This is a genomic window from Pseudomonas sp. SWRI18, from assembly GCF_014268345.1.
GTDB lineage: Bacteria > Pseudomonadota > Gammaproteobacteria > Pseudomonadales > Pseudomonadaceae > Aquipseudomonas > Aquipseudomonas cedrina.
Window position 1 is genome coordinate 355,780 of sequence record NZ_JACCQQ010000001.1, and the last position, 17,773, is coordinate 373,552.

Consider the following 17,773-nt stretch of genomic DNA (forward strand, 5'->3'; position numbering starts at 1 on the left):
CAACAAGCCCGTTCATCACGATCAGTCGTTTTCGTGGGTCAGCTCCAACACGCGGTCCACCAGCTTGTTGATCCCCGAGGCGACCTCGCTGATGTTCTTGCCGAGCATGTAGGCCGGTGTGCTCACCAGTTTGCGTGCCTTGTCTTCGACGATATCTTCCACCGTGCATTCCTGATGGGTCGCGCCCATCTTGTCCAGCGCGGCCGCGGTGTCGGCACAGTTGCCGATGGTGCAGGTCACGCCCGGGCCATAGATCTTCGCCGCCAGGGCCGGTGAGATGCAGATCAGCCCCACGGGCTTGCCCGCTTCGGCAAAGGCCTCGGCCAGCGCCAAAACCTGTGGGTTGACGCTGCAGCCGGCGCCCTCCACGGCAAAGGTCGACAGGTTCTTGGCCGCGCCAAACCCGCCTGGCACGATCAGCGCATCGAATTGCATGACGTCGGCCTCAGCGATGTCCTGCACCGCGCCTCGGGCGATCCGCGCCGACTCCACCAGTACATTGCGCGACTCGGGCATTTCTTCGCCGGTGAGGTGGTTGATCACGTGCAGTTGCGCGATGTCCGGGGCAAAGCATTGAACCTGAGCGCCGCGCTGGTCCAGGCGCAGCAGGGTGATCACGCTTTCGTGGATCTCTGCGCCGTCGTACACGCCACAGCCGGAAAGGATCACTGCAATCTTTTTGCTCATGGGCATTTCTCCTGGAGTCTTGGCGTTAAATGTCTACTAATTTGTCATCTGTTGCCAATGGGAACTCGCGTCACTGCACCTACTCTTGATGTAACAAAAATAGACCGGACCAGACCCTGGACTTTGTGCCTTACGCGGTCATCGCCTTGATCATGGTGGAACCGCTTGCCGACCGCTGTGGCGGCGAGCGCAACTGCCGGGGGGCCGATACCATCCACCTCTACATGGATCGCAACTACGGCGGGGTGTTCATTCTTTGGGGCCGGTGGTCAGGCACCTACCAGGAGGGGGACGACAGCTAGCCGGTGATTTTCGGCACAGGTCTACGTCGCCTTGCAGTTCGCGGCGTATGTGGCTTTGGCAGTTATTTGATGAATGTTGGCGAAGGTCTGCCCACGGCAGCGATGGTCCTGGGCTGGCCAGGCTTGCTGACGTGCAGTCTGCTCAGCGTGATCGGCCTCTACGGCTGCAGTGGCCGATTTACTCGACTGGCGTCTTGGGTGCTTCGATCCGGGCGGGCTCGGCGGCAAGCCGGGCCTTTTCATCAGCACAGGCCTGGCGAGCGATACGAGCGTTCTTGAAGCGACGGCGCAGCCAGAGGCCAAGGCCCAGCAGCAGCAACGCGCCCAATACCCATAGCTCATATTTCTTCACGCTACCCAGCATGCCCTCCAGCACCGCGCCAAAGTGATAGGCCGCTGCGCCCAACGCCGCCGCCCAGATTGCGGCACCAATACCGTTAAGGATCAGGTAGCGCAACGGTGGGTAACCGGAAAGACCAATCGCCACCGGCATGACCGTGCGCAGCCCGTAGACGAAGCGGAAGCTCAGCACCCAGATATCCGGGTGCTTGCGGATGTGCTCCAGCGCCTTGTCGCCCATCAACTGCCAGCGCGGCTTGCGCGCCAACAGTTTGCGGCCGTGCTTGCGGCCCATGTAATACCAAAGCTGATCGCCGGCGTAGCTGCCGAAAAAGGCAACGACCACCACCAGGTTGATATCCATGTATCCACGGAACGCCAGGAAGCCTGCGAGGACCAGAATGGTCTCGCCTTCAAAGAAGGTGCCCAGGAAGAGGGCAAAGTAGCCGAAGTCATGCAGAAATTGTTGAAGCATGGTCTGGGTGCTGGCGAAATGAACGCGCAGCCTACGCCTTCACGAAGATTCATGAAAGTATCGAGATGTGTCACGAAGTGAACAATTCCTACGTAGAAGGCGAATGCGACTACAGGTCGCATCCTTAAGCACAACTGTCATACCTTCGTCATAATGGCCGCTTATAACTGCAACGCTCGCCCGTATGCCCGGGCTCAGGAGTCTGTCGTGAGCTTTACCCCTGCCAACCGGCTGTACCCCGCTACTCGCCTGCGTCGCAACCGTCGTGATGATTTTTCTCGCCGCCTGGTGCGTGAAAATGTACTGACGGTGAACGATCTGATCCTGCCGGTCTTTGTGCTGGACGGTGAGAACCGTCGGGAAGCGGTGGCTTCGATGCCGGGTGTGGAGCGCTTGAGCATTGATCTGCTGCTTGAAGAAGCAGCCGGTTGGGTTGAATTGGGGATTCCGGCATTGGCGCTGTTTCCGGTCACGCCGCCTGAACTCAAGTCCCTGGACGCTGCGCAGGCCTGGAACCCGGAAGGGATCGCCCAGCGCGCCACGCGTGCGCTGCGCGAGCGGTTTCCACAGTTGGGCGTGATCACGGACGTGGCGTTGGACCCGTTCACCACCCACGGCCAGGATGGCATTCTGGACGAGGGCGGCTATGTTCAAAATGACATCACCGTCGATGCGTTGGTCAAGCAAGCCCTGTCCCACGCGGAGGCCGGCGCCCAGGTGGTTGCACCTTCGGACATGATGGACGGCCGCATCCAGGCGATCCGCGAGGCCCTGGAGCTGGCCGGCCACGTCAATGTGCGGATCATGGCCTATTCGGCCAAGTACGCCAGCGCGTATTACGGCCCGTTCCGCGATGCGGTGGGCTCGGCCCTCAACCTGGGCAAGGCCGACAAGGCTTCGTACCAGATGGACCCGGCCAATAGCCATGAAGCCCTGCACGAAGTGGCGGCCGACCTGGCCGAAGGCGCCGACATGGTCATGGTCAAGCCGGGAATGCCGTACCTGGACATCCTTTATCGGGTCAAAGAAACATTCAAAGTGCCAACATTCGTCTATCAGGTCAGTGGCGAATACGCGATGCACATGGCTGCAATACAGAACGGATGGCTGAGTGAAGGGGTGATCCTTGAATCCCTGACAGCCTTTAAACGCGCCGGGGCTGATGGCATCCTGACCTATTTCGCCGCCCGCGCCGCCCAATTGCTTAGAGAGCAACCATAGCCCTCACAGGAACATTCCATGAATACCGAAGGACTCACAGACATTGCCGTAAAAGACGCTCACCCGGTGGTTGAACAAGCCACCGAGACGCCGCCGGAGCATGAGCCCGCCGCGCCTGCCGTGCTGGTCGAGCCGCCCGTGCCGGCCCCGGTGGTCACCGTGACCAACCTGGATGACAGCAGCCTGTACATCCACCGCGAGCTGTCACAACTGCAATTCAACATCCGCGTGCTCGAGCAGGCGCTGGATGAGTCCTATCCGTTGCTGGAGCGGCTGAAATTCCTGCTGATCTTCTCCAGCAACCTGGACGAGTTCTTCGAGATCCGCGTCGCCGGCCTCAAGAAGCAAATCACCTTCGCCCGCGAACAAGCCGGCGCCGACGGCCTGCAGCCGCACCAGGCCCTGGCGCGCATCAGCGAGTTGGTGCACGGCCATGTGGACCGCCAATACGCGATCCTCAACGACATCCTGTTGCCGGAACTTGAGAAACATCAGGTCCGCTTCATTCGTCGCCGCCACTGGACCACCAAGATCAAAACCTGGGTGCGTCGCTATTTCCGTGACGAGATTTCACCGATCATCACCCCGATCGGCCTCGACCCGACGCACCCGTTCCCGTTGCTGGTGAACAAGAGCCTCAACTTCATCGTCGAGCTGGAAGGTATCGACGCCTTTGGCCGCGACTCTGGCCTGGCGATCATCCCGGCGCCGCGCCTGTTGCCACGGATCATCAAGGTACCGGAAGAGGTAGGGGGCGCTGGCGATAACTATGTATTCCTGTCGTCGATGATCCACGCGCACGCCGATGACCTGTTCCAGGGCATGAAGGTAAAAGGCTGCTACCAGTTCCGCCTGACCCGTAACGCTGACCTGGCGCTGGATTCCGAAGACGTCGAAGACTTGGCCCGAGCCCTGCGCGGCGAGCTGTTCTCGCGGCGCTACGGTGATGCGGTGCGCCTGGAGGTCGCCGACACCTGTCCGAAACACCTGTCGGACTACCTGCTCAAGCAGTTCAACCTGGCCGAATCCGAGCTTTATCAGGTCAACGGTCCGGTGAACCTGACGCGCCTGTTCAGCATCACCGGCCTGGACAGCCACCCGGAGCTGCAATACACGCCGTTCACCCCGCAGATCCCGAAACTGCTGCAAAACAGCGAGAACATTTTCAGTGTGGTGAGCAAGCAGGACATCCTGCTGCTGCACCCGTTCGAGTCCTTCACCCCGGTGGTCGACTTGCTGCGCCAGGCCGCCAAGGACCCGCATGTACTGGCCGTGCGCCAGACCCTGTACCGTTCCGGCGCCAACTCGGAAATTGTTGATGCGCTGGTGGACGCCGCGCGCAACGGCAAGGAAGTCACCGCGGTGATCGAATTGCGTGCGCGGTTCGACGAAGAGTCCAACCTGCAACTGGCCAGCCGCCTGCAAGCGGCCGGTGCGGTGGTGATCTACGGCGTGGTCGGCTTCAAGACCCACGCCAAGATGATGCTGATCCTGCGCCGTGAAGCCGGTGAGATCGTGCGTTACGCGCACTTGGGCACCGGCAACTACCACGCCGGCAACGCCAAGCTCTACACCGACTACAGCCTGCTGACCTCCGACGACGCGCTGTGCGAAGACGTCGGCAAGTTGTTCAGCCAGTTGATCGGCATGGGCAAGACCTTGCGCATGAAAAAACTGCTGCACGCGCCGTTCACGCTCAAGAAGGGCATGCTCGACATGATTGCCCGCGAGACCCAGTTCGCGCTTGAAGGCAAACCGGCGCACATCATCGCCAAGTTCAACTCGCTGACCGATCCGAAGATCATCCGCGCGCTGTACAAGGCCAGCCAGTCCGGCGTGCGGATCGACCTGGTGGTACGCGGCATGTGCTGCCTGCGTCCGGGCATTGTCGGAGTGTCGCACAACATTCATGTGCGCTCGATCATCGGTCGCTTCCTGGAACACACGCGAGTGTTCTACTTCCTCAACGGCGGCGAGGAGCAGATGTTCCTTTCCAGTGCCGACTGGATGGAGCGTAACCTCGATAAGCGCGTCGAAACGTGCTTCCCGGTAGAAGGCAAGAAGCTGATCATGCGGGTCAAGAAGGAGCTGGAAAGCTACCTCACCGACAACACCCACAGCTGGAGCCTGCAATCGGACGGCCGCTATATTCGCAACACGCCGACCGGCAACCAGAACCCGCGCAGTGCGCAGGCGACGTTGTTGGAGAAATTGGGCAGCCCGATTCTGACGGTGAATTGAGGCTGAAACCGGCGCAAAAAAACGGCCCTCTCAAGGGCCGTTTTTATTTGTTTGGGGGCGAAATCGTTTCTGTAGGAGCGAGCTTGCTCGCGAAGAACTCACAGGTACCGCGTTTATCCAGGATGTACGGGTTATTGTTGACGTTTTTCGCGAGCAAGCTCGCTCCTACAGGAGGCAGCATTAAGGCAAGCCCCCCACATTTGTTTTTCGGTGTTCTCCTAGTGCAGGTTCAGGCTGAACCCTACCCGCGTCAGCCATTCCGCTTCCTGGGCAAAGTCCGCCTGGGTCAGTTGGTTCTCATCCAGCCACCCGTTCGGGAACACCACGTCCAGGCTGTCGCCGTCGGCACGCAGGGCCACCTGAGGCATTTCCTGCGTGCCACGGATATGGTGGAACAGGATTGCAAAGCGCAGCAGCACGCACAGGCGAATCAGCTTGATGCCGTCGTCGCCGAACTCGGCGAATTTGTCCTTGGGGATGTTACGACGATGGCCACGCACCAGCAGGGCGAGCATTTGCTGGTCTTCCCGGGAGAAGCCCGCCAGGTCCGAGTGCTCGATCAGGTACGCGCCGTGCTTGTGGTAATGGTAGTGAGCGATGTCCAGGCCCACTTCATGCACCTTGGCGGCCCAGCCCAGCAGTTCGCGCCATACGCCGTCTTGCAGGTCCCAGTCTTCGGCCACTTGGTCGAAGGCATGCAGGGCTTTGCGCTCCACGCGAGCGGCTTGTTCCTGGTCGACGTGATAGCGCTCCATCAGCGAGGTCAGCGTGCGCTCGCGCACATCTTCGTGATGATGACGGCCCAGCAGGTCGTAGAGCACGCCTTCGCGTAGCGCGCCGTCACAGTGGTCCATGCGCTGCAGTTCGAGGGCGTCGAAGATCGCTTCGAGAATCGCCAGGCCGGCCGGGAAGATGGTGCGACGGTCGGGCTTGATGCCGTCGAAGTCGATTTTCTCGGCATCCCCCAGCTTGAACAGCTTGCGCTTGAGCCACGCCAAGCCTTCGGCATTCACCTCGCCGGTGCCGTGGCCGCCGGCTTTCAAGGCCAGGCCGATGGCACGGATGGTGCCGGACGAGCCGATGGCTTCATCCCAGGTCAGGCGGTGCAGGGCGTGCTCGATGCTCATGATCTCCAGCCGCGCTGCCGTGTAGGCCTGGGCGTAGCGCGCCGGGGTGATCTTGCCATCCTTGAAATAGCGTTGGGTGTAGCTGACGCAACCCATCTGCAGGCTTTCGCGCAGCAGCGGTTCGAAGCGCTGGCCAATGATGAATTCGGTACTGCCGCCGCCGATGTCGGCGACCAGGCGCTTGCCGGGGGTATCGGCCAGGGTATGGGACACGCCGAGGTAGATCAGCCGAGCTTCTTCACGGCCGGAGATGACTTCTACCGGGTGCCCAAGGATCTCTTCGGCGCGGCGGATGAATTCGCCACGGTTACGGGCCTCACGCAACGCATTGGTGCCGACGATTCGCACGGCGCCCAAGGGCATGCCGTTGATCAACTGGGCAAACCGCTTGAGGCAATCGAGGCCGCGCTGCATGGACTCTTCGTTGAGTTTGCGCTCGTCGTCGATGCCGGCGGCCAGTTGTACTTTTTCGCCGAGCCGCTCAAGGATGCGGATTTCGCCGTTCTGGGCCTTGGCCACGACCATGTGAAAGCTGTTGGAGCCCAGGTCGATGGCGGCGATCAGGGACAGATTCTTGGCTTGGGATTGCGGCATGGTAAGGGGGTCTCGGTCGATAACCCAGCCATCGTGCCACGATCGACCTGTGGTGCCAACGCGTACTGCTTGGGTAATTTGCCCATGGGGGGCTGTGAGTAATTCTTGTGGGAAATGTAAGGGGTCGCTCCAAGCTTTCTGCGAACGAGGTTTTGTAGTTGTAGGCGCTATTAACCTCTTACTGTAATTATGCCGCTTGTGACTTTGCCTACAAGGACGCGGGTAATAACTTGTTGGCTTCATACTTGGGCCTACCCAATGAGGAGGCTTGGCTCACTTATAATTTTTACGGCTCCCACAATTCCTATCGTGTTCTCTGATTCTTTAATCAGGTACCAAAGCGACAGACTGTCACTCGGCAATTTTGCCGTGGTGTTATTTATTTATGGTCGATTGTTACAAGGAAGAATAATTGATGGGTGATGGAGGCCCGGCCATCGTAAAAACACCTCCATTCCAGATGACAGGTTAAACATGAAGAAAAATATGCTTGGTTTGACAATAGGTACTTTTTGTCTGGTAGCGAGTATCGGTGCTCATGCAACAACGGCCGCCGAGCTGATTGTACGCGGGACTATCAAGCCGCTGGCTTGCAACCTGAGCCTCGCCGGTGGTGGCATCGTCGATTACCAGGTCATTCCCTCCGGTAGTTTGTCTGCAACGCAGTTCAATCCTCTCGCGCCGAAATCCGTGAGCCTGTCCGTCAGTTGCGGCCAAACACCCGCGAAGTTCGGCCTGGCGCTGACTGATCTGCAATCGGGCAGCAAGGTTCCGGGGATTCTCGGTGCCGGGTTCACCGAAGCGCAGAACTACGGGCTGGGCGCTGTCAGCGGCAAGCGTACCGGCGGCTACTCGGTTACCCTCAAGGATCTGCGCTCATCCACCGGGAACCTTAGCCCGCTCATGCGTGTGGGCACCACCGGCTCCTGGCAGTCCAGCGACGGCAAGGTCGCTCAAAAGCCTAGCCAGTACTCGTGGCGCAACGGAGCCAGCCTGGTCCCCGCGTCCATCACCCAACTCAATGGCACGCTTGAAGTGAAAGCCGTTATCAACCGCACTCAGGACCTGGACCTGACCCGCGATGTAACGCTGGATGGTCGCGCCACGCTGGAATTGACTTACATCTAAATACGTCATCAACAGCCGACATTAATGCAAAGGCAGCTTCACGTCTCTGTTTGGTGCCGGCTGTTTTACGTGGGTGTTTTTTAATTGTGGGCTTTATAGCTGTGGGTAAACTCGTGAATGGTCTATCAACAAGAGTGATGTCGTTGCTGCGATTCATAAGTTTGTGTTTTTGCTTGTGTGGTATCGCAGTAGCCGACGGCATGCAGCCTGAAACAACAGTCGTGATTCTGAATGAAGAAGACGGCGAGGCAACGCTTAATATTAAAAATACCGACCCTGGGCCGGCGTTGCTTCATTCGGTCATAGAAAACATACCGGAGGACCAGGAACCCTTATTGATCGTCACGCCGCCTATTACCCGGGTCGAAGCGGGCGACACCCAACTTGTGCGTTTCATCAGCACGCTGAAGGCCCCGCTCAAGACCCAGCGCCTGAAGCGGGTCTCCTTTGAAGGCATCCCCCAGGCGCGCACGCCCGGCGGTGCGACCATTGGTATCACCCTGCGGCAGAACCTGCCGTTGATCCTGCATCCCAAAGGGTTGCCCAGGCACGACGCGCCCTGGCAGTTGCTGACATGGACGCGTGAAGGGGGGCAATTAAAGGTTCACAACGGAAGCGCCTACGTCGTGCGCATGTCGCTGGAAGTGCAACTGCATCCGCAGGCACAGGCGGGGACGTTGCCGCGCACCTACATCCTGCCGGGCGAAGTGCTGACGGTCGCGTCGGCCGGCTCAACGGCGGGCGTGGTTGCGGTGGAGTTCCAACCGGCCACGGTCTATGGGTTCACGGTGGACAGCTACCGCGCGCCTGTTGTGGCTGGCGTGGATTGACTGACCTATGAAAAAGATCAGGCATCCAAATCGCGCGGCCAGTAATGGCTTGCAGGCGCGCTCCAAGGTCCTGCTGGGTCTCGCGACGCTGTGTGGCTTGCCAGGTTCCAGCGCGGCTGTGGGCCTGGGGGAAGGCTTTGACCTGGCCGCGTTGACATCGCTGGGCATTGATCCCCAGGTGTCCGAGTACTTTCGCAGCGCGGCACGCTTTCGCGAAGGCGTGCATGTGGTCGGGCTACGCGTCAATGGCACACCGCTGGGGTTGGTTGACGCACGCTTCGATTACCAGGGCCAGCTGTGCTTCACCCCGGCATTGCTGGCCAAGGCCGGTCTGGTCACGCCGTCCAAGGTGCTGCGCGAAGGCATCAACCCCGACCAGACCTGCCATGATTTCGTTGGGCAATACCCGGCGACCATGGTGCGCCTGCGCCCCAGCAGTGATGAGGTGACCCTGGTGGTGCCAACCCAGTCGCTGCGTACGCCGGAGTGGGAGGCCGGGAATTTTTCCCAGGGCGGCGCGGCGGCTATTTTCAATTACACCGTGTTGGGTTACGACACCCATTCGCGAAGTGGGCCGAGTCGCTTTGTATCGGCCTATACCGAGGCTGGGTTCAACCTGGGTAACTGGATTGTCCGCAGCCGTCAGTTCTATGTTTCCGACAATGGCCGGGCGCGGACCGAGCAGGTGGATGCCTACGCCCAGCGTGATATTGCAGCGTTACAGTCGACCTTCCAAGCGGGGCAGATTTCCAGTAACAACCCGATATTTGGTGGCGTACAGCTGACCGGCTTGCAGTTCTTCCCGGATGGCCAGCAGCGCGGGGGAGCGGGCAGCAGTGAGGTGGTGGTTGAAGGCCTGGCCCAAAGCCAGTCACGGGTCGAAGTGCGCCAGTCGGGCGCGTTGATCCATTCCACGCTGGTACCCGAAGGGCCGTTCAGGCTGACCGGTCTGCCGTTGCTCAACAGCACCAGTGACCTGGATGTGAGCGTGATTGACGTGCGGGGCGCCAAGCGCAGCTTCGTCGTGCCCGCTGCGTCTTTTCGCGGCGGGGTCCCCGTAACGCCGGGCTACTACTTCTCTCTCGGTAAGGTGCGCGAAACGTCCATCGACAGCCGGGAACCGGACTCGCCCGTGGTCGCGATGGGCAGTGGAACCTGGGGGCTGGGACAGCGCTCATCGGTGGGTTTCGGTTTGCTCAGTACCGACGAGTACCAATCGGCAGGCGGTACCCTGAGCAGCGTGTTTTTTCATCAGGTAACGGTGGACTTACGCCATAACCTGTCCCGTGATGGGCTCGACGGAGTAGAGGGCGCGCGCAGCACGCTGTCTCTGGGCAGCCCGTTGTTCGCCAACCTCGACATGAACCTGAGTGCCTCGACACAGAACAAAGGCTATCGGGAAGTGCTGGACGCAGGCCAGGCCTCACGGGGATACGACCTCGATGCGCGTTTCAAGCGCCAGTACACGGCGGGGCTGAATTGGGCGGATCCGTTCATGGGGGGCTTTTCCCTCAGTTTCACCCGTAGTTCGCAATTTGACGGGCGATCCACCGATCACCTCTTTGCGTCATGGAACAAATCGTTCAATGGCGTTGACGTGGCGTTGATCGCAGACGCACAGGTCGGTGGGTCCAGGCCTCGACGCCTGGACCGAACAGCGGGAGGGCGCCGCGATGAAAGGCTGGACGAAGACACCTCCGTCAGGCTGCAGGTCACCCTGCCCCTGGGCGGTGATCGCCGCGTGAGCAGCTACGTCAGTCGCCGAGGCGATCGCCTGGATGCCGGCACGGCCCTCAGCGAGCGGGTCAACGACTATGTGGACTATGAAGTCGGCGTTGATCGAGACGTGAACGAGCGCGAACAGCGCGTGCGCGGCCGCGTAGACCTGTTGCCGCTGTATACCCGCGTCAGCCTGGGCGTCAGCCGTGATCCCTCGAACACCCACTATTCCGGTCAGTTGCAAGGCGGCATCGTGGCCCATGAGCATGGGGTGACGTTCTCGCCGTACGCGGTGCAGGACACCTTCGGCATTGTCTCGGTGGGCGATATCGGCGGGGCGAAGGTTTCGACGCCTCAAGGGCCGGTATGGACCGACTTCAGCGGCCAGGCGGTCATTCCCGGACTGCAGGCCTACGGCAACAACCATTTGCAAGTACAGACCCAGTCGCTGCCCAAACGCGTCGACCTGAAGAACGGCACCCAGGTGCTCGCAGCCGGCCGTGGTTCAGTCAACATCCTGGACTTTGATGTGGTGAAAGTTCGGCGCCTGTTGCTTGAAGCCCAGGACGAACAGGGCCGTCCCTTGCCTCAAGGGGCCGCGGTGTTTGGCCAGGACAACAACTTTGTGACCAGCGTGGTAGGCGAAGGCATGATTTTCCTCAGCAACATCGATGGGCAGCAAACCCTGAGGGTTTCATTGCCGGACTCGGCGTCCTGCCTGCTGCACATCAACCCTGAGCAAGAGCCTGACGATGATCAACTTTACGAAACCGCACCGGTGGTATGCCATGCTCGCTGAGCGGATGAGCGGCCCGCTTGTCTGCGGCCTGTGCCTGGTGTGGGTTGCCCTCATGGCAAGCCAGGTGCGTGCCGATGACTGCCGGATGACCCTGAGCGAGCCGAGGGTCGACTACGGGGTGATTCGTCCCACGCAAGCGTCAGCCGGAAGGGATGCCGTGCGACTCGATACGCAGCGTACGCTGCACTTGAGTGTGCTTTGCGCAAACCCCGCCGCGATGGCGCTGCGCTTCAGCGGTGCAGCGGCCGATGCGCAAGGCTTTCAATTCGGGCGTCAAGGGCGTTTCACCTTGAGCCTGAAGCAGGCTCAGGTGGATGGCCGGCCGGTCACCTGGCAGCCCGACGAAGCTGCCGGCGGGCGGCTGCTCCCCGGTCGTGCGTTGTATGCGAGCGTAGCCGGTGTCCCCGTCACGGGCCTTCGGTTGACCGCCCAGGTGGAGATCGACGTTCAACTGCCGGCCGACGCCCTTGCGGTGCGCCGAGAGACGCTGCTGGAAGGGCACGGCCGGTTTGAGCTGGTCAGTCCGGCTGTTCCGTAGAACCAATGAAATTGGCCAGTTCGGCGGTTTGCGGGTGCGCGAACAGGCGTTTCGGGTCGCCCACTTCATGCACCTTGCCCTGGTGCATGAACACCAGTTTATCGCCGACTTCCCTGGCAAAGCGCATCTCGTGGGTCACCATGATCAGGGTCATACCGTCCCGGGCCAGCTGGCGCACCACGCTGAGCACTTCATTGACCAGTTCCGGGTCGAGGGCCGAGGTGATTTCATCGCACAGCAGCACCTTGGGTGACATCGCCAGGGCCCGGGCAATCGCCACACGTTGCTGTTGGCCGCCGGATAAGCGATCGGGAAAGGCGTCGAACTTTTCCCCCAGCCCGACGCGCTCCAGCATTTGTCTGGCCAATTGGGCGGCCTTGGCCTTGGGCACTTTCTGTACCACCTGCGGCGCGAGCATGACGTTTTCACCCACGGTCAAGTGGGGGAACAGGTTGAATTGCTGGAACACCATGCCGACTTTCTGTCGCAGGCTGCGCAGGTCGGCGCGGGCGGCGTCGAGGTACTCGCCATCGACTTCGATCACGCCGTCGTTGATGGATTCCAAGCCGTTTAGGGTCCGCAGCAACGTGGATTTGCCCGAGCCGCTGCGGCCAATGATCGCCACCACCTGGCCTTCTTCAACCGTCAGGTCGATGCCCTTGAGCACGTGGTGATCGCCGTAATACTTATGCAGGGCGGAAATTCTAAGCAGAGGCATGCAGTCTCCTTTCCAGGTAGCGCGCGCTGAGGGACAGGGGGTAGCAGAGCAAAAAGTAACCAAGCGCCACCAGGCCGTAGACCATGAAGGGTTCGAACGTCGCGTTGGCGAGCATGCCGCCGGTCTTGGTCAGTTCGGTAAAGCCGATGATCGAAGTCACGGCGGTGCCTTTGACTACTTGCACCGAGAACCCCACAGTCGGCGCCACGGCTATTCGCAGGGCCTGGGGCAGGATCACGTAGCGCAGTTGTTCAAGGGGGTTCAGCGCCAGGCTGGCGGAGGCTTCCCATTGCCCATGGGCGATGGAGTCAACGCAGCCGCGCCAGATTTCAGCGAGGTAGGCGCTGGTAAACAGGGTCAGGGCGATCGCCGCTGCCAGCCACGGCGAGATATCCACACCCAGCAGGGCAACGCCGAAGAACACCAGGAACAGCTGCATCAGTAGCGGCGTGCCCTGGAACAGTTCGATATAAGTACGCGCAACGTTGCGTGGGAAGGTCTTGCTACTGATGCGCAGGACCATCACCAGCAAACCGATCAGGCCCCCGCCGACAAACGCCACCAGCGACAGCAGCAGCGTCCATTGCAGGCCCGTGAGCAGGTTGCGCACGATGTCCCAGAAAGAGAAATCACTCATCAGCTGTTCCTCATCACAAACCGCCGACCGATCCAATTGAGCAATTGGCGAATCATCAGCGCCATGCACAGGTACACCAGGGTGGTCAGGGCGTAGGTCTCGAATGCGCGGAAGTTGCGCGACTGAATGAAGTTGGCGGCAAAGCTCAGCTCTTCGGTGGCGATCTGCGAACACACCGCCGAACCGAGCATCACGATGATGATCTGGCTGCTCAGCGCCGGCCATACCTTGCCCAGTGCTGGCAGCAGCACCACGTGCCGGAACGCTTCGAAGCGCGTCATCGCCAGCGCGGCGGCGGCTTCCAATTGCCCTTTGGGGATAGCCTGGATGCCGGCGCGGATGATCTCGGTGGAATAGGCACCCAGGTTGATCACCATCGCCAGTACGGCGGCTTGCCACTCGGTGATCTTCAGCCCCAGGGACGGCAGGCCGAAAAAGATGAAAAACAACTGCACCAGGAACGGCGTGTTGCGGATCAACTCGACATACACACCGAAGAACCAGGCGAACGGCTGGATCTTCCACGCCCGCACCACGGCGCCGACGGTACCCAGGGCCACGCCGAGGATGGCGCCGATGGCCGTCAGCTCAAGGGTGAACAGCGCGCCGCGCAACAGCAGGTCGGTATTGGCCAGCACCGGCACAAAGTCAAATTGATACGCCATGAGTCAGGCTCCGTCGCTTCAGAGGTCTGCGGGCAGCGGCTCTTTGAGCCATTGCATAGCGTTCTTTTCCAGGCTGCCGTCGGCCTTGGCCGCGACCAGGATCTGGTTGACCTTTTCCAGCAGTGCCGGCTCGTTCTTGTTCACGCCCACGTACACCGGCGAGTCCTTGAGCTTCACTTTCAGTGCCGGCACGCGCTTGGGGTTGCGTTCGCTGATCGCCACCATCACCACGTTGCCGCTGGCGATGAGGTCGACCTGGCCGGCCAGGTAGGCGGCGATGGTCGAGTTGTTGTCTTCGAAGCGTTTGATTGTGGCTTCCTTGGGCGCCACGGCGGTCAGCTCGATGTCTTCGATGGCGCCACGGGTCACGCTGATGGTCTTGCCCTTGAGGTCGTCGAGGGTGGCGATGGCGGCATCAGGCGGGCCGAAAACGGCCAGGTAGAACGGCGCATAAGCCTTGGAGAAGTCGATGACCTTTTCCCGCTCTGGGTTCTTGCCCAGGCTGGAGATCACCAGGTCGACCTTGCCGGTGGTGAGGAACGGGATGCGGTTGGTGCTGTTGACCGGGGTCAGTTCCAACTTGACCTTGAGCTGGTCGGCCAGCAGCTTGGCGGTGTCGATGTCCAGGCCGCGCGGCTTCATGTCGGGGCCGACCGAGCCGAACGGCGGAAAATCCTGAGGCACGGCGACCTTGAGGGTGCCACGCGCGACGATGTCATCCAGACCGTTGGCCTGGGTGGGTGCCTGGCTCAGCATCAGGCTGGCAAACAAGGCTGTGAGCAGGGCGCTGTAGCGCTTGGTCATGGCAACTCTCCGAAAAGGGCGAAGGAATTTTCTGAATGGGGTTATTGCCGTGATTGCACAGCCCATGCCATCACTCCTGGGAACGTCTGCAGGCCAGGCATTCAGTGGGTCGTGGTGGTCTTACTGGTCTGAACAGTAGCGATTCTTTTCGCACCCTTTTCGAGCACCCTGAAAACCACGCGAGCCCCTTTGGGGCGTGGCTTGCCGCGGGCCGAGAATAGCTTTACAACTAGCCGTTCAGTTGACTGCAACCTTGAGTTTTTTATGAATTCCATCGCCCAAGCCGTACCGGAAGCGGCCTTGCAGGCCATCCGTAAACTGATCAAGCAGCAAGGCTTCGGGCCGGGCGATGCGTTGCCGTCCCAGCGCGATCTGGCGGTGCAGTTAGGCGTGAGCCGGGCGTCGTTGCGCGAAGCGTTGTCGTCCCTGAGTGCGCTGGGCGTGGTCAGTGTGCAGCCGGGCAAGGGCGTGTTCGTGCAGGCCGCCGAGGAATCGCCGGGATTTGTCTGGCCCTTCGCGGCGCAGGCCACGCCGCTGGATATCTTCCAGTTGCGTTATGCCCTCGAGGGGTTTGCCGCGGGGTTGGCGGCGGTGACGCTGAGCATCGATGAGCTGGACCGCCTGGAAGATAACGTCGAGGCCATGCGCAAAATGCTCAAGGCCGGCGACTTCGAAGCGGCGGCGCGGCTGGACTTCGAATTCCACCAGCGCATCCTCCTGGCCAGCGGCAACCAGGCGATGGTCAGTATTCTGAGCGCGAGTGCCGAGGTATTCCTGGAGAGCCAGAAACTACCGTTCATCCGGCCGGAGCGGGCCATGGAAACCTGGCAGGAGCATCGCAGAATCCTGCGCGCCCTGGCCCGGCGCGCGAGTGCGACGGCGCAGAAAACCATGCAGGAACATGTACGTAATGCAGCATTGCGTACCGGTATCGCGTTTGTGACTCCCGTGTCGCCCTGAGTCGGGCCATACCCTGACTCATGCACCGCCATAGCAAGACTCAATCAGAGGCGGCTTCCTGAACGGGGGAAGGGCGGCTATGATGGGTCACGTTTTTTTTGCTTACAATCCGGAGACATCCATGAGCAACGATCTTATCAAGCACGTCACCGACGCGACCTTTGAGGCCGAAGTACTCAAGGCTCAAGGCCCGGTGCTGGTTGACTACTGGGCTGAATGGTGCGGCCCTTGCAAAATGATCGCTCCAGTCCTGGACGACATTGCAACCACCTACGAAGGCAAGCTGACCATTGCCAAGCTGAACATCGACGACAACCAGGAAACCCCTGCCAAACACGGCGTGCGTGGTATTCCAACGCTGATGCTGTTCAAGAACGGCAACGTCGAAGCCACTAAAGTGGGCGCGCTGTCGAAGTCTCAGTTGCAAGCTTTCCTCGACGCCAACATCTAAGCGTCGTGAAAAAGGCCCCGCAAATCGCGGGGCTTTTTCGTTAAACAGGGCTAGACGCTCCGAAACTCAGGTGGTACATTCGGCCCCGCACTGGTTTCTCCATTGCCCCCTGCAAGCCGTCGCCGACGCATTCCTTTTCGATAGTACGCGATCCTGTCGCCTTCTCTGCGGCGCGGCCTCATTAAGCCAAAAGCTTAATTTCCCCCCTCCATAAATGATTACGTCATTCCTATATGAATCTGACTGAACTCAAGCAAAAGCCGATTACCGACCTGCTCCAGCTGGCCGAAGAAATGGGCATAGAAAATATGGCCCGTTCGCGCAAGCAGGACGTGATTTTCTCCCTGCTCAAGAAGCACGCGAAAAGCGGCGAGGAAATCTCCGGTGATGGCGTGCTGGAGATTCTCCAGGACGGCTTCGGCTTCCTCCGCTCCGCAGACGCCTCCTATCTTGCCGGCCCAGACGATATCTATGTCTCGCCGAGCCAGATCCGTCGCTTCAACTTGCGCACCGGTGACACTATCGTTGGCAAGATCCGTCCACCGAAGGAAGGCGAGCGTTATTTCGCCCTGCTCAAGGTCGATACGATCAACTTCGATCGTCCCGAGAACGCGAAAAACAAGATTCTCTTCGAGAACCTGACGCCGCTGTTCCCGACCGTGCGCATGAAGATGGAAGCCGGCAACGGTTCCACCGAAGACTTGACCGGTCGTGTGATCGACCTGTGCGCTCCGATCGGCAAGGGCCAGCGTGGCCTGATCGTCGCACCGCCGAAAGCCGGTAAAACGATCATGCTGCAGAACATTGCAGCCAACATCGCGCGTAACAATCCTGAAGTTCACCTGATCGTGCTGCTGATCGACGAGCGTCCGGAAGAAGTGACCGAAATGCAGCGCACCGTGCGCGGCGAAGTGGTTGCCTCGACGTTCGATGAGCCGCCAACCCGCCACGTGCAGGTTGCCGAAATGGTGATCGAGAAGGCCAAGCGCCTGGTCGAACACAAGAAGGACGTGGTGATCCTGCTCGACTCCATCACCCGTCTGGCGCGTGCCTACAACACCGTGATCCCGAGCTCCGGCAAGGTATTGACCGGTGGTGTCGATGCCCACGCCCTGGAGAAGCCGAAGCGTTTCTTCGGCGCCGCGCGCAACATCGAAGAAGGCGGCTCGCTGACCATCATCGCCACCGCGCTGGTTGAAACCGGCTCGAAGATGGACGAAGTGATCTACGAAGAGTTCAAGGGTACCGGCAACATGGAACTGCCCCTGGACCGTCGCATCGCGGAAAAACGCGTGTTCCCGGCGATCAACATCAACCGTTCCGGCACCCGCCGCGAAGAGTTGCTGACCGCCGACGACGAACTGCAGCGCATGTGGATCCTGCGCAAGCTGCTGCACCCGATGGATGAAGTCGCTGCCATCGAGTTCCTGATCGACAAGCTGAAAACCACCAAGACCAACGACGAGTTCTTCTTGTCGATGAAACGTAAGTAATACGACGTTTCAGGTCCGAAAGAATGGCGCCCCCAGGGGCGCCAT

General features: G+C 60.3%; 16 protein-coding genes and 1 pseudogene. 10 read left to right on the plus strand and 7 right to left on the minus strand.

What is annotated here, in order from left to right:
* Positions 1-21: 21 nt before the first annotated feature.
* Entirely contained in the window at positions 22-687 is a 666-nt protein-coding gene (gene elbB / locus H0Z09_RS01610) for an isoprenoid biosynthesis glyoxalase ElbB (protein ID WP_186686477.1), read from the minus strand.
* A 218-nt stretch (positions 688-905) separates the two neighbouring features.
* Between elbB and H0Z09_RS27245 the strand changes: the two are divergent.
* Positions 906-1,268: pseudogene (locus H0Z09_RS27245) on the plus strand (hypothetical protein); the annotation flags it as partial.
* Here the strand turns inward: H0Z09_RS27245 and H0Z09_RS01615 are convergent.
* The gene (locus H0Z09_RS01615) at positions 1,168-1,803 is read right to left on the minus strand and encodes a DedA family protein (protein WP_076951983.1); all 636 of its coding nucleotides are present in this window, start codon (positions 1,801-1,803) and stop codon (positions 1,168-1,170) included. The pseudogene H0Z09_RS27245 and the gene H0Z09_RS01615 sit on opposite strands and share 101 nt — an antisense overlap.
* A gap of 207 nt (positions 1,804-2,010) precedes the next feature.
* On the opposite strand from H0Z09_RS01615, the gene hemB reads away from it, so the two are divergent.
* Both hemB and ppk1 read left to right on the plus strand, forming a co-directional pair.
* The gene (gene hemB, locus H0Z09_RS01620; RefSeq protein WP_186686480.1) at positions 2,011-3,024 is read left to right on the plus strand and encodes a porphobilinogen synthase; all 1,014 of its coding nucleotides are present in this window, start codon (positions 2,011-2,013) and stop codon (positions 3,022-3,024) included.
* 18 nt (positions 3,025-3,042) lie between these two features.
* Positions 3,043-5,265, plus strand: a complete 2,223-nt coding sequence (gene ppk1 / locus H0Z09_RS01625; RefSeq protein ID WP_186686493.1) for a polyphosphate kinase 1 — start codon at positions 3,043-3,045, stop codon at positions 5,263-5,265.
* A gap of 218 nt (positions 5,266-5,483) precedes the next feature.
* Here the strand turns inward: ppk1 and ppx are convergent, their stop codons facing one another.
* Positions 5,484-6,986, minus strand: a complete 1,503-nt coding sequence (gene ppx, locus H0Z09_RS01630; protein WP_076951980.1) for an exopolyphosphatase — start codon at positions 6,984-6,986, stop codon at positions 5,484-5,486.
* Positions 6,987-7,472: 486 nt separating this feature from the next.
* On the opposite strand from ppx, the gene H0Z09_RS01635 reads away from it, so the two are divergent.
* The 4 genes from H0Z09_RS01635 to H0Z09_RS01650 all read left to right on the plus strand — a co-directional run bounded on the left by H0Z09_RS01635 (position 7,473) and on the right by H0Z09_RS01650 (position 12,000).
* Positions 7,473-8,114, plus strand: a complete 642-nt coding sequence (locus H0Z09_RS01635) for a DUF1120 domain-containing protein (RefSeq protein ID WP_238340179.1) — start codon at positions 7,473-7,475, stop codon at positions 8,112-8,114.
* A gap of 137 nt (positions 8,115-8,251) precedes the next feature.
* Positions 8,252-8,944: a fimbria/pilus chaperone family protein gene (locus H0Z09_RS01640; protein WP_186686499.1), complete on the plus strand. Its 693-nt coding sequence runs from the start codon at positions 8,252-8,254 to the stop codon at positions 8,942-8,944.
* Positions 8,945-8,951: 7 nt separating this feature from the next.
* Positions 8,952-11,462 carry a fimbria/pilus outer membrane usher protein gene (locus H0Z09_RS01645; protein ID WP_238340180.1) on the plus strand — a complete coding sequence of 837 codons (2,511 nt, stop codon included), beginning with the start codon at positions 8,952-8,954 and terminating at the stop codon, positions 11,460-11,462.
* A gap of 4 nt (positions 11,463-11,466) precedes the next feature.
* Entirely contained in the window at positions 11,467-12,000 is a 534-nt protein-coding gene (locus H0Z09_RS01650; RefSeq protein WP_186686995.1) for a hypothetical protein, read from the plus strand.
* Here the strand turns inward: H0Z09_RS01650 and H0Z09_RS01655 are convergent.
* The 4 genes from H0Z09_RS01655 to H0Z09_RS01670 are packed head-to-tail and all read right to left on the minus strand — an operon-like array spanning position 11,981 to position 14,824.
* A complete protein-coding gene (locus tag H0Z09_RS01655) occupies positions 11,981-12,718 on the minus strand; it encodes an amino acid ABC transporter ATP-binding protein (protein ID WP_076951978.1) in 738 nt (245 codons plus the stop codon). The two genes, H0Z09_RS01650 and H0Z09_RS01655, sit on opposite strands and share 20 nt — an antisense overlap.
* Positions 12,705-13,355, minus strand: a complete 651-nt coding sequence (locus H0Z09_RS01660) for an amino acid ABC transporter permease (protein ID WP_186686502.1) — start codon at positions 13,353-13,355, stop codon at positions 12,705-12,707. The genes H0Z09_RS01655 and H0Z09_RS01660 overlap by 14 nt, the downstream gene beginning before the upstream one ends.
* Positions 13,355-14,020, minus strand: a complete 666-nt coding sequence (locus tag H0Z09_RS01665) for an amino acid ABC transporter permease (protein ID WP_076951976.1) — start codon at positions 14,018-14,020, stop codon at positions 13,355-13,357. The genes H0Z09_RS01660 and H0Z09_RS01665 overlap by 1 nt, the downstream gene beginning before the upstream one ends.
* Positions 14,021-14,038: 18 nt before the next feature.
* Positions 14,039-14,824 carry a transporter substrate-binding domain-containing protein gene (locus tag H0Z09_RS01670; RefSeq protein ID WP_186686505.1) on the minus strand — a complete coding sequence of 262 codons (786 nt, stop codon included), beginning with the start codon at positions 14,822-14,824 and terminating at the stop codon, positions 14,039-14,041.
* A 264-nt stretch (positions 14,825-15,088) separates the two neighbouring features.
* Here H0Z09_RS01670 and H0Z09_RS01675 point away from each other — a divergent pair, with 264 nt between their 5' ends.
* The 3 genes from H0Z09_RS01675 to rho all read left to right on the plus strand — a co-directional run bounded on the left by H0Z09_RS01675 (position 15,089) and on the right by rho (position 17,728).
* Positions 15,089-15,784 carry an FCD domain-containing protein gene (locus tag H0Z09_RS01675; RefSeq protein WP_076951974.1) on the plus strand — a complete coding sequence of 232 codons (696 nt, stop codon included), beginning with the start codon at positions 15,089-15,091 and terminating at the stop codon, positions 15,782-15,784.
* A 121-nt stretch (positions 15,785-15,905) separates the two neighbouring features.
* Positions 15,906-16,235, plus strand: a complete 330-nt coding sequence (gene trxA / locus H0Z09_RS01680) for a thioredoxin TrxA (protein ID WP_003213989.1) — start codon at positions 15,906-15,908, stop codon at positions 16,233-16,235.
* Positions 16,236-16,468: 233 nt separating this feature from the next.
* The gene (gene rho, locus H0Z09_RS01685; RefSeq protein WP_003176825.1) at positions 16,469-17,728 is read left to right on the plus strand and encodes a transcription termination factor Rho; all 1,260 of its coding nucleotides are present in this window, start codon (positions 16,469-16,471) and stop codon (positions 17,726-17,728) included.
* Positions 17,729-17,773 lie beyond the last annotated feature (45 nt).